Origin of the sequence: Segatella paludivivens DSM 17968 = JCM 13650, assembly GCF_000373185.1 — a bacterium.
Classification (GTDB): Bacteria; Bacteroidota; Bacteroidia; order Bacteroidales; family Bacteroidaceae; genus Prevotella; species Prevotella paludivivens.
This window is the reverse complement of sequence record NZ_KB890634.1, coordinates 21,011-40,791: the sequence shown is the minus strand read 5'-3', so window position 1 is coordinate 40,791 and position 19,781 is coordinate 21,011. Positions and strand designations below refer to the sequence as shown.

10 protein-coding genes are annotated in these 19,781 nt (G+C 37.2%); all 10 read left to right on the top strand.

Annotated elements, in window-relative coordinates; genetic code table 11:
* Window positions 1-4 precede the first annotated feature (4 nt).
* The 10 genes from B045_RS0104355 (at window position 5) to B045_RS0104310 (ending at window position 19,624) form a co-directional block, all read left to right on the top strand.
* On the top strand, window positions 5-1,414 hold the full coding sequence (locus tag B045_RS0104355; RefSeq protein WP_018463051.1) for a sialate O-acetylesterase: 1,410 nt from the start codon (window positions 5-7) through the stop codon (window positions 1,412-1,414).
* A 12-nt stretch (window positions 1,415-1,426) separates the two neighbouring features.
* Window positions 1,427-3,982 carry a glycoside hydrolase family 2 protein gene (locus tag B045_RS0104350; protein WP_025883927.1) on the top strand — a complete coding sequence of 852 codons (2,556 nt, stop codon included), beginning with the start codon at window positions 1,427-1,429 and terminating at the stop codon, window positions 3,980-3,982.
* A gap of 21 nt (window positions 3,983-4,003) precedes the next feature.
* Entirely contained in the window at window positions 4,004-6,901 is a 2,898-nt protein-coding gene (locus B045_RS0104345) for a two-component regulator propeller domain-containing protein (RefSeq protein WP_018463049.1), read from the top strand.
* Window positions 6,902-7,147: 246 nt separating this feature from the next.
* On the top strand, window positions 7,148-8,875 hold the full coding sequence (locus B045_RS0104340) for a hypothetical protein (protein ID WP_018463048.1): 1,728 nt from the start codon (window positions 7,148-7,150) through the stop codon (window positions 8,873-8,875).
* A 325-nt stretch (window positions 8,876-9,200) separates the two neighbouring features.
* Entirely contained in the window at window positions 9,201-9,827 is a 627-nt protein-coding gene (locus tag B045_RS0104335; protein WP_018463047.1) for a Type 1 glutamine amidotransferase-like domain-containing protein, read from the top strand.
* 293 nt (window positions 9,828-10,120) lie between these two features.
* A complete protein-coding gene (locus B045_RS0104330; protein ID WP_018463046.1) occupies window positions 10,121-10,552 on the top strand; it encodes a hypothetical protein in 432 nt (143 codons plus the stop codon).
* Window positions 10,553-11,713: 1,161 nt separating this feature from the next.
* Window positions 11,714-12,595, top strand: a complete 882-nt coding sequence (locus B045_RS0104325; RefSeq protein WP_018463045.1) for a sugar phosphate isomerase/epimerase family protein — start codon at window positions 11,714-11,716, stop codon at window positions 12,593-12,595.
* 39 nt (window positions 12,596-12,634) lie between these two features.
* The gene (locus B045_RS0104320) at window positions 12,635-14,086 is read left to right on the top strand and encodes a DUF4992 family lipoprotein (protein WP_018463044.1); all 1,452 of its coding nucleotides are present in this window, start codon (window positions 12,635-12,637) and stop codon (window positions 14,084-14,086) included.
* 24 nt (window positions 14,087-14,110) lie between these two features.
* On the top strand, window positions 14,111-17,419 hold the full coding sequence (locus B045_RS0104315; protein ID WP_018463043.1) for a SusC/RagA family TonB-linked outer membrane protein: 3,309 nt from the start codon (window positions 14,111-14,113) through the stop codon (window positions 17,417-17,419).
* A 30-nt stretch (window positions 17,420-17,449) separates the two neighbouring features.
* Window positions 17,450-19,624: a RagB/SusD family nutrient uptake outer membrane protein gene (locus B045_RS0104310; RefSeq protein ID WP_018463042.1), complete on the top strand. Its 2,175-nt coding sequence runs from the start codon at window positions 17,450-17,452 to the stop codon at window positions 19,622-19,624.
* Window positions 19,625-19,781: the final 157 nt, after the last annotated feature.

Here is a 19,781-nt window from a genome sequence, read left to right as displayed (position 1 = left end):
CTATATGATATACAACAAACTACTTGTTGGTGTGGCAATGACATTGTCTGCCATAGTCATGAAAGCAGAGGTCAAACTTCCACGAATGTTTGACGACAATATGGTCATGCAGCGTAATTCTAATTGTAATATATGGGGAACTGCGGATGCTTTAAAAACCGTGACCATAACTACGTCATGGAATGGCAAAACTTATAAGGTTAAAGCTGGAGATGACGGCAAATGGAAACTGAAGATAAGTACTCCTGATGCAGGAGGTCCATATAATATAAAACTTTCTGACGGAAAAACGCTCACTCTTCATAATATCCTTATTGGTGAGGTTTGGATATGTAGCGGACAGAGTAATATGGAAATGCCGATGAAGGGATTTAAAGCGCAACCTGTTGATGGTGCTTTGCAGAAATTGATGACAGGAGCTGATAGTAACTTGCGCCTGTTCACGGTCAGTCGCAATGCTCGTTTACAGGCTGTTGATACATTGCTGGGAAAATGGAATGCTGCAAATGCAGAGTCAATACGTCAGTTCAGTGCGACGGCATATTATTTCGGCTCAACATTGCGTAAGAGTCTGCGAGTTCCTGTTGGATTAATCGTCACTTCATGGGGTGGCAGTGCCTGTGAGGCATGGATGTCTTCTGATTGGTTGAAGGCTTTTCCTGATGTGAAGTTACCCACCAACCAAACTGATGTTGACAAGCGGGCACAACGTTGTCCTACAGCTTTATATAATGGAATGTTGCGTCCTTTGATTGGTTTCACCATGCGTGGCGTGATATGGTATCAGGGAGAGGATAATGTAAATCGCGCATCTTCTTATTCTGCTTTAATGGAAAAGATGATAAGCGGTTGGAGAAATGAATGGAATGAGGGATCCTTTCCTTTTTACTACTGTCAGATAGCACCCTACGATTATTCTTTAATCAATTGGAATTACAACAGTGCGTATCTTCGTGAACAACAGTCTATTGTAGAAAACAAAGTGGAAAATTGTCGCATGGCAGTCTTGATGGATGCTGGTTTACAATATGGAATTCATCCACGCAAAAAGCGTGAGGCTGGTGAACGTCTTGCTATGCTTGCTTTGAAAAACACCTATAATGAAAGTGGACTTCCTGAATTTGCAGCATACAGTGGAGTGAAGTTTAGCGGTGATACTGCTGTGGTTTCATTCAGCCGTAGTCGTGAATGGGTATATTTCAATAATTCTACATCAAGTAATTTGTTTGAAGTAGCCGGAGCAGACAAGGTGTTTCATCCAGCAAAGGCTTGGATAACACGCAATCAGGTATATGTGAAGAGTGACGAAGTAAAGAATCCTGTGGCTGTGAGATATGCATTTCATGATTGGGCTGTAGGAGATTTGTTCCATGACGGACTGCCGGTAAGTTCTTTCCGTACGGATAATTGGTAAATAATGTTTAGTATGAAGAAAATAATTTTATTGTTTGTGGCTGTATTGTCATGCATTACTAGTATGGCAAAGAACGATACGTCTGTAGATGGACTTTTCCCTATCGCCTCTCAAGGTCGCCAAGTATGGAATTTTAATCCTGAATGGCGTTTTTGCCTTGGTGATGTACCCAATGCAGAATCAGTAGGTTTTGATGATAGAAGTTGGGAAGTGGTTTCAACTCCACATTGCGTAAAACTCGAACCTGCTGAGGCTAGTGGCTGTCGTAATTATCAGGGGAAAGCTTGGTATAGAAAGCATTTTGTTGTACCTGCAAATCATAGTGAGATATATTTTGAAGCCATAATGGGCAAACAGCAGATATATATCAACGGTAAACTAGCCACGACTCATTTTGGTGGCTATCTTCCAATAATAGTTAATCTGGATGAATTTGGACTTCATAAGGGTGATAGTTGTGTTGTTGCTGTGATGGCTGATAATTCAGATGATAAGAATTATCCTCCAGGCAAACCACAATACGCTCTTGACTTTGCTTATCATGGCGGTATTTATCGTGATGTGTGGCTCATAGCTAAAAACGATGTGTTTATTACCAATCCACAAGTTGAAGACAGACGCGATGCTGGTATATTTGTTCATTATGCTAATATATCAACACATTCAGCTGATGTGATGGTAGATGTGAATGTTAGAAATATATCAAATAAGGAACGTCGTTTGAATATTGAAAATACGCTTGTTGATTCTTGTGGAAAGACAATAAAGAGAGTGAGTAAAGGTCTTTTAATTCCTGCTGGGCAGAAGAGTGTTACTCTGAAGTTTACAGTACGCAATCCAAAACTATGGTCGCCTGAAAGTCCATATCTATATAATCTTGTTACACGTGTTAAGGAAGGTTCAAAAACTCTTGACGGTGGAATGACAAAGATTGGAATTCGTTCTATCGAATTTCGTGGAAAGGATGGCTTCTGGCTTAATGGTAAAAGATATCGCAAACTGATTGGTGGTAATCGTCATCAGGATTTCGCTTATGTAGGTAATGCTGTTCCAAACAGTCAGCAGTGGCGTGATGTCATGAGATTGAAGAATTGCGGATTCAATATAATCAGAACAGCTCATTATCCTCAAGATCCTTCATTCATGGATGCATGTGATGAGTTGGGTGTTTTCGTTATTGTAGCAACTCCGGGATGGCAATTCTGGAACAAGGATACATTGTTTGAAAATCGTGTGTTAAGTAATACCCATAATATTATTCGACGCGACAGAAATCATCCTTCTGTGCTGATGTGGGAACCAATCCTTAACGAGACACATTATCCGCTTGAATTTTCATTGAAATCATTGCAGATTACCAGAGACGAATACCCTTATCCATATCGTCCAGCTGCTGCCGCTGATTTAAATTCAGAGGGAGTTCGTGATCATTACGATGTAGTATATGGTTGGCCGGGTGATGAGCTAAAGTCAAATAGTCCGCGTCAATGTATATTTACACGTGAATTTGGTGAATTTGTTGATGATTGGTATGCTCATAACTGTATCAATCGTGCGAGTCGTAGCTGGGGTGAACGCCCTCAACTTGTTCAGGCATTATCACTAGCTAAGACGACAGGCGAAATGTTTACTCCAACGACTCAGTTTATTGGTGGCGCTCAGTGGCATCCTTTTGATCATCAGAGAGGTTATCACCCAGATCCTTATTGGGGAGGAGACTTTGATGCTTTCCGTCAACCCAAATATGCGGCTGCTATGTATGAAACATTGGGCAGCAAACCAGTTGTGAATATAGCTAATGAGTTGACTCCATTCTCGGACAGTGATGTAGTTGTGTTCTCAAATTGTGACAGCGTACGCCTTAGTGTATATGATAATGAAAAGAGTTGGACATTACCTGTTGTTCATAATCAGCAGTATTCTGCTCCTGTTATCTTCAAGGGCGTATGGAATTTCTTTGAAGCTCGTAACTATAGTTATGTAAAAAAGAACTGGCAGAAAGTGAATATGGTTGCACAAGGTATTGTAAATGGCAAAGTAGTTTGCACTTCACGTCGCATGCCTTCACGTCGCAGCACCCGTCTTCGTTTATATGCTGACACAATGGGAAAACCTTTGGTTGCTGATGGTTCCGACTTTATTGTTGTTGTGGCTGAGGTTACAGATGATAATGGTAATGTGCGTCGTTTGGCTAAGGAATGCGTTAAGTTTACAGTCACTGGTGAAGGTAGTATTATTGATGATGGTACAATAAATGCCAATCCTCGTGAAGTGGAATGGGGCTCTGCTCCAATATTGCTTCGCTCTACACGCAAAGCAGGCAAGATACATATCCGTGCAGAGGTGCAATTCCCTGGTACGCATGCACCTGTTCCTGCTGAACTTGACATTGAGTCGGTTCCTTATGAAGGCAGTTTTTGCTTTATAAATCAGCTGGATAAGAATAATTCCGAGAATTCAAATAACGTGGTTGAAAAGCATAATGGTATTGTATTATCTGCAAAGGAGAAAGAAAAAATGCTTAAAGAGGTAGAACAGCAGCAAGCAGATTTCGGAATATCAAAATAATTTTGTATTTTTGGCGGTGTAATGAGAAAACTAGCCTACATACTGCTTTTTGTTTTACTTTCCGTTTCAGCTTTGGCGAATAATTCGGGAAAGGATGATTTGTTGGTTTCTCATTACACTGAACAAAATGGATTGCTAAACAACATCGTAAACTGTTCCTTAAAGGATAAGGAAGGGTTTATGTGGTTTGGCACATGGTATGGCCTTACACGTTTTGATGGAACACGTTTTCAAAACTTTTCCAGTGCAGTGAACATTGTTTCCGACCAACCTCCACGAAAGATAGAGACTATTGTGGAAGATGGACAGGGAAATATATGGATAAAAACGTTGGACTGGAAGCTATCTGTATTCTTTAAACGCACTGAGCGTTTTGAGAATATCTTTGATGAACTGAAACCGTATTCTCGTAATCTACAGATCATAAAGATACAGTCGACACCAGAAGGACGGGTATTACTGCTTACGAAAGACAAGAACTTATTACAAGCTTACACATTGCCAGATGGAAGAATTAAAGTTCAGTTGATTGCGTCTTCTCGTGGAAAGCTTAATACGTTTGATTATCAACTGAAGGATAATTTTGTAGATATACGTTCTGGTTATGCTGGTTGGGTAGGAAAAGACTATCGCATTTTTGTTCAACCGATTAAAGGGTGTAAATGGACAAAGAAACAATGGTATGATTATTTTCAGCGAAAGTCTGTAGAGTCTAATGTTTATAAGGATCGCTTTGGATGTTTATGGACTGTTGGCACTACTTCAATAAAATATTTCAATCCTCGTAACGGCAAACAAAAAATGTTTCCGTTTTCTTATTTCGGTCGTGTAACATCCCCTTCATTTTGCGATGCTGGAGAACATGGCATATTCTATCTCACTGAGGCGGGTGAGGCTCTTTATATTGATAGACAGACTCTTGAAATGCGTAATGTCGCAACGTTACCGCAATTGAGTGATGAAAAGCAAGGAGCACATTTCTTTAGTATGAATATAGACCGTGATGGAATTTTATGGCTTTCGTCAACAAACAATGGCATCTATCGATTTAACTTTCCAAAACGTCAGTTCCGTATCATTCCCTTACCGCCTAGTGATAAGGAAGGCGTGAGGTCTTTGTTTCAACTTAAAAATGGAGATGTATTGGTCGGCACACGCAGTAAGAATCTTTATTTGCTTGACATAAACGGTAAATTGAAGTTCAAATATTCTTATGACAAGTATCATATAGGAAGCGTTTATTATATAATGGCAGACCATAAAGGAAATCTGTGGTTGTCAACTAAAGGTGACGGACTAGTAAAGGCTTTGCCAGATAAGAGCGTTGAGGGAGGGTACCGTTTTGTTCATTATTTGCACAATGTTGCCGATCGATCTACAATAAGTGGTAATAACGTTTATATCACCTATGAGGATAGTCATCGACGCATTTGGGTAGGAACGCTTGATGGTGGTTTGAATCTTATCGTGGAACATAATGGCAGGATAGAGTTCAAAAATAAGTATAACGGAATGAAGAACTATCCGGGATATGGACTTTATCTTGAAGTAAGAAATATGGTTGAAGACCGCCATGGTAGAATATGGGTTGGAACGATAGATGGATTGATGTCTTTTGATGCAAACTTTGATGATGTAAAGCATATAAAATTTGATTCTTACAGATTGACCGAAACAAATACCTTGGCTAATAGTGATGTTTATGCACTATATAAAGATCATCGGCAGAATATTTGGGTGTGTATGTTTGGTGGCGGCTTGAGTCGTATTTCTGGATATGATAAAAAGCAGAATCTTCCTTTGTTTAAGTCTCTTGGAAAACGTGAGGGGTTACGAAACGATGTTATTGTTTCTATTTTAGAGGATAACAGTGGCAGACTCTGGCTAGGCAATGATCATGGTTTGTCATGTTATAATCCTGTTTCTGATCGCATAAGGAATTTTGACAATACAGATGGTTTTCCACATGTGGATATGGAAGAGACTTCTTCTTTGAAAAATTCAAATGGAGAATTATGGATGGGGTGCAAACAGGGAATATTGGCATTTCGACCAGAGGCTCTTAAAACAAAAAATGTAAAATATCCTGTATATATTGTCGGCTGTCAGGTAAATAACAGGGATATACGCAGTTATGTTGATGATCCTATTATTGATGAGGCTATAAACTATGTTCACAGACTGGAACTTAAACATAATCAGTCAATGTTTACATTGGAGTTTGCTGCATTGAACTTTCATAATCGTGATGGAGTGAACTATCGTTACAAGCTAGACGGATATGATAAGGATTGGCATTATAATGGCAGCAACCGAATTGCGTCTTATACTAACGTGCCTCCTGGAGATTACACTTTTGTTGTTCAGGCAATAGATACTGCTAATCCAGGTAAGATGAGCAGTTGCAAGATGCAGATAACGGTATTGCCGCCTTGGTGGGCTACATGGTGGGCGTATACATTTTATCTATTGATTTTCATGGTAACGGCTTACTTTGTTATAAAGTATGCTAAGTATCAGCTGAAGATGAAGAACGATATTTATATCCAGACTAAGGTGTCGGAATTCAAGAAGAAATTCTATCTTGAACAGCAGGATAAATTATTTGTTGATAATGTTAGTAGAATCATTGATAGTAATCTAGTTCAGGAAGACTTTGATATCGAATTAATTGCCAAACAGTTGGGTATGAGTAGGAGCTCATTCTTCAAACGCCTTAAAGCTCTTACTGGATTATCTCCTTCTGATTTCGTGAAGGAGCGTAAGTTGGCTTGTGCCGTTGAATTATTGAAAACGTCAGAATTGAGTATTGCTGATATTGCCTATAAATCTGGTTTCAGTGATTCTGGCTATTTTGGTAAATGCTTCAGGAAGCGATATGGCGTTAGTCCTCGTGAATTTATTAATAGTCAGAAATAAAAGAATTAAATTATTCAATATAATCTTTATTAGAATTTCTAGTGAAATATAATTGCTTATTTTTTCTGAGGGATTAAGCCTCTAGTATTAAGTCTCATTTTGCTATCTAAGATAATTGTTTTATCTTTGCATAAGATAAGCTGCACTCGGCAGAACATTCAAACGAGTTTGATGTATCTGCTCTCATTTGCGTAATCTTTGCATAAGATAAGCTGCACTCGGCAGAACATGCCAAAATAATAACACATGAAACATCTTGTAATATTCTTTATATTAAGTATTAGTCTTATAGGTTGCACGAATAATGCACACACTGCTGAGTGGAATAAAATAGATAGTTGTATCCGTCACTCAGATACAACAGCATTACAGTTATTGCGAAAGATTGGCAATGATCAAAATAATTTATCAAAAGCTGATAGAATGAGATACGAATTGTTGCTTGCTAGTGCACACAACAAGTTTTTTATCTCTATGACATCAGATAGTACTATGAAGGATGTCGTTGATTATTATTCAGATAATGGTAACAATAATCAACGTATGGAAGCATTCTATCTACTAGGATGTGTATATCGTGATATGGGTGATGCTCCTCTCGCAATAAAATATTATGAAGATGCTGTTAAGCATGCAGATGTTACAGATAAAAATTGTGATTTTTATACCTTGTCAAGAATATATGGACAGATGGCAGAAAGATATGAAGAGCAGGACTCATATAATATCATGCTTTCTTATTTTAAACTTGCTGCTAAATACGCGTTCATAGCCAAAGATACCTTAGGAGCATTATCATATTATAGAAATGAAGAAAGAGAATATTATTTTAAGGGGAAGTACGACTCTGTTTTTATAATTAATAGGCACGTGCGTAGTTTGTATAGACGATATGGATATAAAGAATTAGCCACAGTACCTTCCGACCTAGAAGTATATATTTATCTTCTGCAAAAAAAGTTTGTTAAGGCAAAATACTATATGGATATTTCAGACAAGTATTTTGATAAAAAATATATAGATACTAAGGAATATGGTATTCGTGGATATCATAAGGGGCTTTATTATTTAGGCGTTAATAAATTAGACTCTTCAAAATTTTTCTTTGAACGTGAACTTTATAACTATAGTGATTTTAATAATAAACAAGCTGCTGCCAAGGGTCTGTTCATGTTATACAGAAAAAAGAAAGATGCTGATTCAATCGCAAAATATAGTGAACTATGGAATAATGCAGTAGATTCATCTTACGCACATATGTCTACACGGCATCTACAACAGATGCATGCTATTTTTAATTACAGCAAATATAAGGATTTAGCACAGCAGAAAGACTATGAATTAAAAATCAGAACAACATTTATTATCGTTGTGATCATAGTCTTATTCTTGCTTTTCCTGCTCTTTTATCTGAGAAATAGACTTCGTTACAATAGAATAAAAGAGCAAAATACAAGTTACGCATTCGATATTCTTACCTTGCGCAATCGAGAAGAGGAATTATCACGTGCTAATAAAAAGAAAGACTCGCAGAATAGTGAGTATATAGACCGTTTACAGAATGAGATAGAAAGCCTGCAAGAAAAGCTTTCATCACAGCAAAGTGATAAGTTGCGTCCTGACCAATGGGGTATGCGTGATATATTCTTTAATGCTCCAATTGTGAATTATCTGCATGCAATATCTCAAAAAGGGAAAATAGCATCTTATTCAGATATAAAATCTTTACGCTTGCATTTTGAGAAATATGATAATGTATTTTTGTCATTTCTAATATCAAAAGAAAGCGTATTGAAAGAGCGTGAATTTCTACTTTGTCTTTTGACGAGATTAAGATTTTTACCTTCAGAAATGGCTTGTCTGTTGGATGTTTCTCCACAGGTTATAACTAATATTCGTGCAAAATTGCTGTCCTCTCTTTACAATATTAAGGGTGGAGCACAAATATTTGATGAAAAAATTAGGAAATCATAATCGAAATATGATTTGATATGTTTTTGGTATATTGCTTATTATTAGTGATATACAAAAAACATGTAAAATATGTAAAGATTTAAATTAATAATTATAAAATTCACGTTTCATGTTGCTTATCAACATGTATTTTACTATGATAGTATTAGAAAACTTTTAGAAATTATTTGAAATACAAAAAAAAATAGTAACTTTGTCCTATGTGATTATAGCGATTCTTGTTGGTGATCTATTGATCTTTAACCTTAAATTATAATGATATTTCATTGATCACCAAACGTTTTAATGCTTACAATTCATTGAACTCACGTTAATATAATAAAATATGAAAAGATTATTTTTATGCTCATCATTTGCAGATGTTGCCAATCTGTTTGTCGATTATGTCAAAGAGGATTTGCAAGGGAAAACTATAGCTTTTATACCGACTGCAAGCCTTACCGAATCAGTACGATTTTATGTAGAAAAAGGAAAAAAAGCTTTGGAAAAAGCAGGATTAATTGTAGAAGAAGTCGAGATCACTCAACTTTCCAAAGAGGAAATATCTTCTCGATTACACAAATGCGATTATATTTATATAACAGGTGGCAATACATTCTTCCTTTTGCAAGAGTTAAAAAGAAAAGGTATTGATAAAATCATAGCTGAACAAGTAGAATTGGGCAAATTGTACATTGGAGAATCTGCTGGAGCTATAATAGCATCTCCTGATACAGAATATATAAAAAGTGTAAACTTTGATCCAATAGAAAAAGCTCCAGAATTGGAAGACTGTACTTCTTTAGATTTGGTCGACTTTTATACGGTTCCTCATTATGGAAATTTCCCATTCAAGAAAAAAGGTGAAAAGGTAGTTCAGCTATATAATGAGAAGTTGCAGCTTATTCCAATAAGTAATAAACAAGCTATTTTAATTGAAGGCTTAAATATTCAAATCGAAGATGCCAAATAAATAGAATAGATTGTATTTCTGCTATATTGATTCAGTTGATATTTCTATATAAATAAAATGATAATATGCAATTGTGTCAATATAGTGATTTCAAAAATGATTGCTTGATAGATGAATTTTGTTGCATTTAAATTTCTTTATATATAGCTTTGTAAGCTTCATTTTATAATATTTTCTCTAATATAATTTTAGGTTGCTAAAGAGAAATGTAGCCCTGTCTAAAAATGGCATTGAATAATACAATATTAGGAAAATGGATTAATACTTTAGAAAAGTAAGCAATAAAAAATAGCATGAAAAAAATCCTTGGTATTATGTTGCTGTTTTTTGTGTCATGTTCTGCTTTAAATCAGATGGCACATTCTTCCATTGAAAGTGAACGTGTAGATTTGCTCTCAAAGAGCATTGTCGTGAAGATGCCCAATCCTGTTCATTTTCAAAAAGAAAATTATGAAGAGGGTGTTGTCTATATATATACATTCAATGATGGGGGATGCATTATCTTTCATGAAGGGGGACTAATGCAATTTGATGTTGATTCTTATAAGCCATCTGCAATAGTAAACAAAAAAGGACATACAATTTATGTTGGGAAAGAAAATAATAGATGTTGGAGAAAAGATGTTTGCAAGGGTGTGCAATTCTATTATTATAATGTTCCTACTGAGAATAAAGAAAAATATGATATGCTTTTTGACTCAATTAAGATTTTTAATAAAAAATAAAGTGAGGTCTTTTGTGTTGTGAATCTATATTTATGATATCTATTGTTAAGGCAGGGGTGGCTGATAATGAGTGTTAATATTTAGGTAAGTATTATGTCTTAACAGCAGTAATAATAAATATAATTAGACGATGCTATAGCAACGTTATATTGTTCATTTCTTATGATATTGTCTTATACCAGAAAAAGTTTTTTCAATGCCACTAATGTCATAATGTCACAAACGCCCTGTTTATAGGGTCTGAGCGAGTGACATTAAGTGACATTATCGGGCTAAAAGTGACATTAAAATCGAAAACACACCTATTTTTGGCGTTTTATGACCAATTATCATACCCGATTCTTTGCAAAAAATATAATCCAGCTATTTTATTGGATAGTGATAAGGGCCTAATCACTTTCTAATGTATCGCAAAGTGCAGAGTGATTAGGCCCTTATCACTCAATGGCATGTCGGAGAAACTAATTATATGATCATTGTGTTTATACACTTTGCTGGTAACAATAACTCGGTTTCACTACACGAGTTTTTGCTATCGTGAAAAATGTTTCTATTTTATAGTTACTAAGTTTCTATTATTAATCATCTATCTCCCCGTTCTATCGATCAAACGTTTGCGTTATATCGATGTAAAGTTTCCATTTCATCGTTATAAAGTTTCCATTTCATCGATCAAACGTTTTCGTTTTGTCGTTGCTAATGTTTAAGTTGCATCAACGAGATGTTTGTTGATTAAGATATAGTAAATAAATTTCTATTTTATTCTTTTACTATAATCAAACCTTCAAAGCTGTAACTTTGTTGCGTCTTGTTGTTTTATCCTAGAAAATAGCAAATTTTAGTGGAGGATAGTGGATGATAGTGGAGGTATACCTCCACTAGTTAACAGGCTGAAATATAATAATTTACGCTTGAAGTGGAGGCTGTTCCTGATTTTTGAAACTTTTTTGTTTTTTGTTTTTCTATTATTAAGTTAGTAATGCAAAAGTAATAAAATAGTCATGTATATACAAGTTGTTAAAATGAATATACAGAATGGGCATAAATATTTCTTTTATGGAATAATTATATTTTTTTATTTTATCTGATTACAAAGTTCTGTAAATATCGTCTATAGAGATAATTTAGTTAACTAAGTATCTAATTAGAAATTAATGCCAAATGGCTGTTAAGTCTTTAAAGTTAATCGTTGTATCGGTTATTCTGCTGGTACCATTTATAAAAACAGAAGCGCAAAATACGCCAAGATATCGTGTTGCGGTGTGTGACTGGATGATTCTGAAAAGGCAAAAATTGGGTGAGTTCGCTTTGGCGCGACAAATTAATGCCGATGGGGTTGAAATGGATATGGGACCTTTGGGTAACCGTGTGCTTTTTGATAACAGATTCCGTAATGCCGATGATGCTCGTATTTTTAAGCATACAGCAGATAGTTTGCAGATAGAAGTGCCATCTATTGCAATGTCTGGTTTCTTTGCACAGAACTTTATTACTCGTGAAAACTATGTAGAACTATTGAAAGACTGTTTTAATACGATGGAAATTTTCAATAGCAAAGTAGCTTTTCTTCCTTTGGGCGGATGTGGAAATGATTGGAAAAAAGAAGGCGCTATTCATGATTCTCTAGTTGACAGACTGCATGTGGCAGGTGAGATGGCTTTGAAGCGAGGTGTTATCATTGCTATTCGTACCGCAATGGATGCCAAATATGATATAAAACTTTTGAAGCAGATTCATAGCAATGGTGTGAAGATATATTATAACTTCCAGGATGCTGCTGATTCCAAACGAGATATATCTTATGAATTGAAAAAGCTAGGGCGTGATAATTTAGCCCAGATTCATGCTAGTAATACAGATAGTACAGTTCTGAGATACGACAGCAAAATAGATTTGCCCAAGATTAAACGGACTCTTGACAAAATGGGGTGGAACGGATGGCTTGTAGTGGAACGTAGTCGTGATGTTAGGCGTATAAAAAACGTGAAATACAACTTCGGAAGCAACGTCGAATATCTCAAAGAAGTATTTTTGAAAAAATAATGAACTAAAATGATATGTTAAACTTAAAAACGTTAAATCATGAAAAAAAATCATTTCATAGCACGACGTAAACTAGGTGGCTACCTTATGTTGGGTGTAGCTGTCTTGACATTTGGCTCGTGTGCACAGGATGGTTTTGACAATGGAGAACGATTTACTACTGTTTCGGGGGTTAAGCTCGAATCACCAAATGCCGATTCCATTGTTGTAACTCCTGATGCAAGTGGTGCAAAACAAACAATCTCTTGGCCTGTGGTATTTGGCGCAGGCGGATACATCGTGTCGGTGTATGACGTTACTACTCCTGACAAACCTGTTGCTGTGGATAGTATTGAAAACAAACTTGTTGACGGTACAGCAATAACATTCTCTCGTAAGGAAGATACTTATTATAAGTTTTCTATAAAGTCGGCTGCAAATGCTAAGGCAAATAATACTGCGGCTGAACAGAATTCTGAAATTTCATATAATACTTATACTCCTACATATAAGACTATTCCTGACAATACAGATTTGACACAGTATTTTGCTGGTATAACACTCCCTGCTGACAGCACATCAAATGATTTGTGTTTCAATCTTGCTGACGGTGGTAGCTACACAATGTCTGGTGTTATAACTCCAAAACTTAATAAGATTACACTTCGATGTACGAATAAAAACAAGCGTCCAACAGTAAAATTCACTGCTAATGCGGGGTTTGTTATGGATGCCGGACTCACACTAAAGAATATTAACTTTGACTGTGGGACCTCTGCAACGCCTTTTGTTTCGATGGATGCAACACCATTAATCAAAAACGTGATAAGTAGTAACTATTTCTTGCAGGACAAGTTGAATATCCAGTCATGTAATATAGACAATGTAAACAACTATTTTGTTTATGACAACAAGCAGCCTGTGTATATTGAGAATGTCGTTGTAAATAATTGTATTGTTCACCTCACACCAGCTGCTGTATTGGATGCTGTTTTCTATTTGAATAAGGGTGGAAATATATTGTCGCTAACAGTGTCAAATTCAACATTCTATGAAACTGGTTCTTACGATTATAAGTATTTCTATCAGACAAGTGGTCGTGCAAAGAATATAAGCTATTTAAGTAATAACACCACTTATGCCAACTCAACATTCTATAATGTATGTAATAATGGGCAATGGGGTAACTACAATGGAATGGCTGGACAGACTAATGCTTATTGGAATATGACAGACTGTATATTTGCGTATTGCAGCCCTTCAGGTGTGGCTCGTAGATTCTTAGCAGGTAAAACAAATCAAAAAACTGCTACATTTAAGAATAATACATATATGCAGAAAAATACAGGCGGTATAACCTTTGATGTTCCAACTGGATATGATGATACAGGAACAGATATAAAGGAAAATCCAGTTTTCAATAATCCAGACAAAGCTGATTTCACTATTAGTAATGCTGCTCAGGTGAATGCAAAGACAGGAGATCCAAGATGGCTTCCTTCTGCTCAATAACAACTAATCAAACGGAAACATATTATGAAAAGTAAATATATAAAGACTTTGGCTCTTGGACTGGCTCTAGTTTGTGCTGCGCCTGCAATGGCTCAGAATAAAGTTGTTCAGGGAACAGTTGTTGACGAGAATGGCGAACCAATTATCGGTGCTACCATACGTGTTGCCGGCAGCAAGAACGGAACAGTATCTGATCTTGGAGGAAATTATAAGATTAATGTCCCTAATGGGGGTAAAATTACCATCACTTATATAGGATATAAAGATACCACCACAACAGGAGGACGAATTCAGATGGAAACAAATTCAACTGATTTGACAGACGTTATTGTCGTGGGATATGGTACTCAAAAGAAGGCTCACCTTACGGGTTCTGTAGCAAGTGTTCCTGTAGCAGATATTCAAGATCTAGCTAATGGAGGACTTGCAAGCAGTCTTAGTGGATTGGTCAATGGATTAAGCATTAGCGGAGGCGATGCTCGTCCAGGCGAAAATGCAAAGATGTCTATTCGTGATACCAACTCACTTAGTGATATCGGTTCTAATGCACAAGAGCCTCTTATCGTTATTGATGGCTATATTTACCCTAATGATGTGAAAGTTGGTAACACAACTCAGAATCTAGGTGTTGAGGCTTTCAACAATCTTGATGCATCAGAAGTTGAAAGTATTTCTGTATTGAAAGATGCTTCTGCTGCTGTTTATGGTGCACGTGCCGCTAACGGTGTTATTCTTGTTACAACGAAAAAGGGTAAGTTGGGAGCACCAAGCATCAGTTATAGCGGAACATTTGGTTTTGCTGATGAAGTGTCACGACCAAAAATGCTCAACTCTTATGAATACGGTCGTTTGTATAATGCAGTGGCTGCAGCTGATCCAACAAATACTGCACTCAACAGAAAGACTGGTTTGTTTCAGGCTGATGAACTAGAGGCTATGAAGGGACTGAATTATGACTTACTTGATAAGTATTGGAAATCCAGTACAACAATGAAGCATAGTGTGAATGTAAGCGGTGCAACAGACAAAGTGAATTACTTTGCAGGCCTGTCTTATTATGACCAAGGAGGTAATCTAGGTAAACTTGATTATAATCGTTTTAACTATCGTGCAGGAATTGATGTGAAGGTCAGCAAATGGCTTGGCGCAAATCTTACTGTATCTGGAGATTATGGTTCGCAGAAGACTCCTTTGGTAAAAGTCGGTGGCTCTAGCAGCGAAAAAGATTATAATCTTTTGCTTACCCATCCTTATTATATACCAGAGTCTGTAAACGGATATGCTATACCTGCTTATGGCGTTAGCAATTCTCAGAAAGATCAAAGTCAGGGTTACAATTATGGTGTACTTCAGAATAATGGTGACTATAAAAAGAATATGAACTCTAATATAAATATCATGGGTAGTATTAACTATGATTTTGGTTGGAGCAATATCTTAAAGGGCTTGAAACTTAGCTTCTCTTATAGTAAGAGCATTAATAACGATAAGGGCAACGAATACGGTACAAAATATACACTGTATCAGATGACAAATCGATATGGTAGTGGTAGCCATCTTTATACTCCTGTCACAGGTTCTGAAGATGATTCGTACCTAGCTGCGTCTAACTTCGTAGGAACAACAACATCTAATGGTAACTATTTGGAACGTTCTATGACACGTACAGATAACTACCAGATGAACTTTACTGCACAGTATGCGCGCGACTTCGGATTGCACCATCTTCAGGCTTTATTCTCTGTAGAAAAATCTGAGTCAGAGAGTGAATATCTAACAGGTCAGCGTGAAAATCCTTATGAATTTACTACCGGTCAGTATAATGCTGCAACAGGTGAAATGACTACAACTTTCACACGTAGTGAGAGTGGTACATTGTCATATATTGGTCGTGTGAATTATGCTTATGCAAACAAATATTTATTGGAGTTCCTTTTGCGTTCTGATGCGTCAACAAAGTTTGCTCCTAAAAACTATTGGGGAACATTCCCTGCAGTAAGTGCTGGTTGGGTAGTATCAGAGGAACCTTGGTTCAAGAAGAACGTAAAGTGGATGGACTTCTTGAAGCTTCGTGCATCATTTGGACTTACAGGTCGTGATAATACAGCAGCATGGCAGTGGATGCAGGTCTATGCGCTGGATGCTAATAAGGGTACTGTATTTGGTGAAGGAACAAGCAATGATTCTGGCAGCCGAATTACTATTAATAAAAACAACTCTGCCGTAAACTCTGATGTTCATTGGGACAAGGATTATAAGCTTAACATCGGTATTGACGCAAACTTCTTTGATCAGCGTCTTGGTTTGACACTTGATCATTATAGAGAATGGAATCGCGAAATGTTGATGAATATTCTTCAGACTGTTCCTTCTACAGTAGGTACTGTTTCTGCAGCTTCAAATCTTGGTGAAATGGATTCTTGGGGCTGGGAGCTTTCTCTTAACTGGCACGACAAGATTGGTAAAGACTTCAAGTATAAGATTGGTATCAATACAGGATATTCTGATAATAAGGTACTGAACATGGACTGGGAAGACGAATATATCTATCGTCAAATTAGATATGGTAGTCGCACAAATGTGGGTACATGGGGTATGCAGTGCATCGGAATGTTCCGTAGTTTCCAGGATATAGATGAGTACTTTACTAAGTATAATATTACATCTTATATGGGATTGACAAAGGATAAGGTACGCCCTGGAATGCTTATGTATAAAGATGTGAGAGGTGCTCAACAAGCTGACGGTACTTATGCTGCTCCAGATGGTATTGTTGATCAAAATAACGATCAGGTATGTTTGTCAAATCGTGATAATATCTATGGTCTAACAATGAATCTTGGTGCAGATTATAAAAACTTCTCAATAACAGCGCAGTTAGGTGCAAGTTGGGGTGGATACACTCTTATACCTAGTGCAGCCTTGAAACCAACGGGAAGTTTGGAATATTGCAACATGCCATCATTCTGGAATGTAAAAAATATGTTCTCTTACAAAGATGTTTATGATGCTTCAGGCAAACTTGTTGTTGCTCAGAATCTTGACGGATATTATCCAAACCTTGCATATTCTGATGTTAATGCTGTAGCTTCTAGTTTCTGGCGTGTGAGTGCTGCAAGAATAGAACTTAACCGTTTGACTTTAGCTTATACAATACCTTCTCTGTTAGTAAAGAAGATTGGTTTACAAAGTGTACGTCTTAATGTAACTGGCCAGAATCTCATTAGCTTCCTGAACCCTTATCCTGATAAATTCATGAGTTCAATGGCTGGTTCTTACGGCAGTTATCCAAACCTTAGAAAGTTCACGGTTGGTGTGAACGTTACTTTCTAACAGATAGCAAAACTATAAATGTCAATTACAATGAAAAAGAATATAAAAATATCAGTTTTCTGCATGGCAGGTCTATTAGCTATGGCTTCATGTAGTGATGGTTTTCTTGAAGATAAGAAAAACTATGATAATGTGAATACAGATATTTATAATTATTATAGTGGATGCAACGGCAGAGTTAATGATGTATATAGTTGGTGTCTGCCAACTTCAAACGATCTGTCATGGAAGTATCCTTCAATGGGTAATGCTGATAATGCAGGTAAGTCTACTGAGGAATATAGCGGATTCAGTGATTTTGTAAATCCTGAATTTGAACTTTCTTCAACAAGTACGACTAATCAGGTGCCAGATTACTTTATGGCTACTCAGTCTAATATACAGGAAGCTGTGTATGGACGCATTCGTAATATCAATGATGTCATCGAAGGCATCAATGGCGGAACGATCTCTCAGGATCAGAAGAATACATTACTAGGACAGTGCTATTTCTTTCGTGCATGGTGTTATTACAATATCGTAAAATGGTATGGCGGCGTGCCTATTGTGACAGAGACAATGGATCCTGTTGTGACATCTGTAACTCCACGTTCTTCAACTAAGGCTTGTATTGAGTTTATGTTGAGTGACCTTGACAAGGCTGCAACATTGCTTGCTTCAAAGACGATGAGCGGTGGCTGGAGTGGTGATGATTACGGAAGAGTAACAACTGGTACAGCTCAGGCTCTTAAAGGACGTGTGTTGTTGCTATGGGCTAGTCCTATATTTAACCGTGCAAATGATGAGAGTCGTTGGACAAAGGCATATACTGTGATGAAGCAGGAGATGGATAGTATAAAGGCTTGTGGCTATGGACTTTATCAGGGCTCTGGTGAAAATGCACAGGGATATGCTAACATCTTTACGCAATCAGTGAAGAATCCTGAAGCTGTTTTTGTAACTCTTTATAATAACATCACTGGTGACGGTCTTGATAATCAGAAGAACAACAGTTGGGAAAAAGGTATTAGACCAAAGAATGCAGGCGGTAGTGGAAAGAATGCTTCGGCTATGTTGGTTGACATGTTCCCTATGAAAGATGGTAAGATTCCTTCTGGTACTGGTACATATACAAAACTACAGACCTCAGATGATGCTTATGATTCTGAGACTCCTTTTGTAGATCGTGATCCTCGTTTCTATCGCACATTTACTTTTCCAGGTTTCAGATGGGCATATAATGGCGATTATAGTACAGCTGTAGCCAACAACCCTTCTGACGGTAAGAATTTTGTGTTGTGGAACTATGTATGGTACACTTCTCAGGATGATCAGAGCAATACAGAAAGTGGAAACTCTTACGGTGCAGATAACTTATTACTAAATAGATCTGGTGTATACGTGCGCAAAAAGTCAGATGACCTTGATGCTAATACCAGTCCTCTTTATACATTTGTTGCAGCTGATGTAAAGGGTGCCGCACCATATTATTCAGCAGCTCCGCTTCTCGAAATAAGATTTGCTGAAGTATTGTTGAACTTTGCCGAGGCTGCTTGCGGTGCAGGACATCTTGACGAAGCCGTGGCTGTGTTGCAGCAGATTCGTCAGCGCGTTGGATATACTGGTGACTGTGGTTTGCAGGCAAACCTTTCATCTGATCAGGCTGCATGTATGAGTGCTATATTATATGAACGTCAGATAGAATTTGCCTATGAAGGTAAGCGCTTTGATGATATGCGTCGTTGGATGCTGTTTGATGGTGGTGCCCAGAAAGTCGCAGGTGCTCCTGCTTCTTGGACTTTGACAGGATGGGGTGGAAATACTTGCACATGGCTTGGATTCAAACCATTTAACGGACAGCGTCGTGAAAATATGGAATTCCGTGTTGCTGACAAGTATGGTCTTGGTGGAACTACTTATGATTCTGATCCAATGGTAAAGGCTGGTGTCACACGCCCTACCGGTGTTGACTTGCGCAAACCAATCACTGATCAGCTTTCTCAATTGGCAACATGGTATAAGACTAATCTGAAACGTAAGCTAAAGAAGGGTGACGGATATAATGCACAGCATGTCTCTGAGTATATGAATTTCCGTCCAAACTATTATCTATTGGGCCTATGCTCTGGTGCTGCTTCTGCCAATAAGGCTTTGCCTCAGACAATAGGATGGGCAGACTATAACAAGTCTGGTTCTGCTGGAACATTTGATCCATTGGCTGAATAAAGCAAATTCAGTCGTCACATATACAAGTGACGATTGAAACTAAATACAAGATGAGGGCACTTCATATAGAAGTGCCCTCATCTTATTTATATATAGTAGCTATTGTTAAGATATCTGGCAGTGTGTGTTTACCCGTTCATCTTTTTCTTTCCATTGG

What these genes read in the sequence shown, in the direction of transcription:
- B045_RS0104355 (WP_018463051.1), top strand. Translation starts at nt 5, where the DNA reads ATGATATACAACAAACTACTTGTTGGTGTGGCAATGACATTGTCTGCC.
- B045_RS0104350 (WP_025883927.1), top strand. Translation starts at nt 1,427, where the DNA reads ATGAAGAAAATAATTTTATTGTTTGTGGCTGTATTGTCATGCATTACT.
- B045_RS0104345 (WP_018463049.1), top strand. Translation starts at nt 4,004, where the DNA reads ATGAGAAAACTAGCCTACATACTGCTTTTTGTTTTACTTTCCGTTTCA.
- B045_RS0104340 (WP_018463048.1), top strand. Translation starts at nt 7,148, where the DNA reads ATGAAACATCTTGTAATATTCTTTATATTAAGTATTAGTCTTATAGGT.
- B045_RS0104335 (WP_018463047.1), top strand. Translation starts at nt 9,201, where the DNA reads ATGAAAAGATTATTTTTATGCTCATCATTTGCAGATGTTGCCAATCTG.
- B045_RS0104330 (WP_018463046.1), top strand. Translation starts at nt 10,121, where the DNA reads ATGAAAAAAATCCTTGGTATTATGTTGCTGTTTTTTGTGTCATGTTCT.
- B045_RS0104325 (WP_018463045.1), top strand. Translation starts at nt 11,714, where the DNA reads ATGGCTGTTAAGTCTTTAAAGTTAATCGTTGTATCGGTTATTCTGCTG.
- B045_RS0104320 (WP_018463044.1), top strand. Translation starts at nt 12,635, where the DNA reads ATGAAAAAAAATCATTTCATAGCACGACGTAAACTAGGTGGCTACCTT.
- B045_RS0104315 (WP_018463043.1), top strand. Translation starts at nt 14,111, where the DNA reads ATGAAAAGTAAATATATAAAGACTTTGGCTCTTGGACTGGCTCTAGTT.
- B045_RS0104310 (WP_018463042.1), top strand. Translation starts at nt 17,450, where the DNA reads ATGAAAAAGAATATAAAAATATCAGTTTTCTGCATGGCAGGTCTATTA.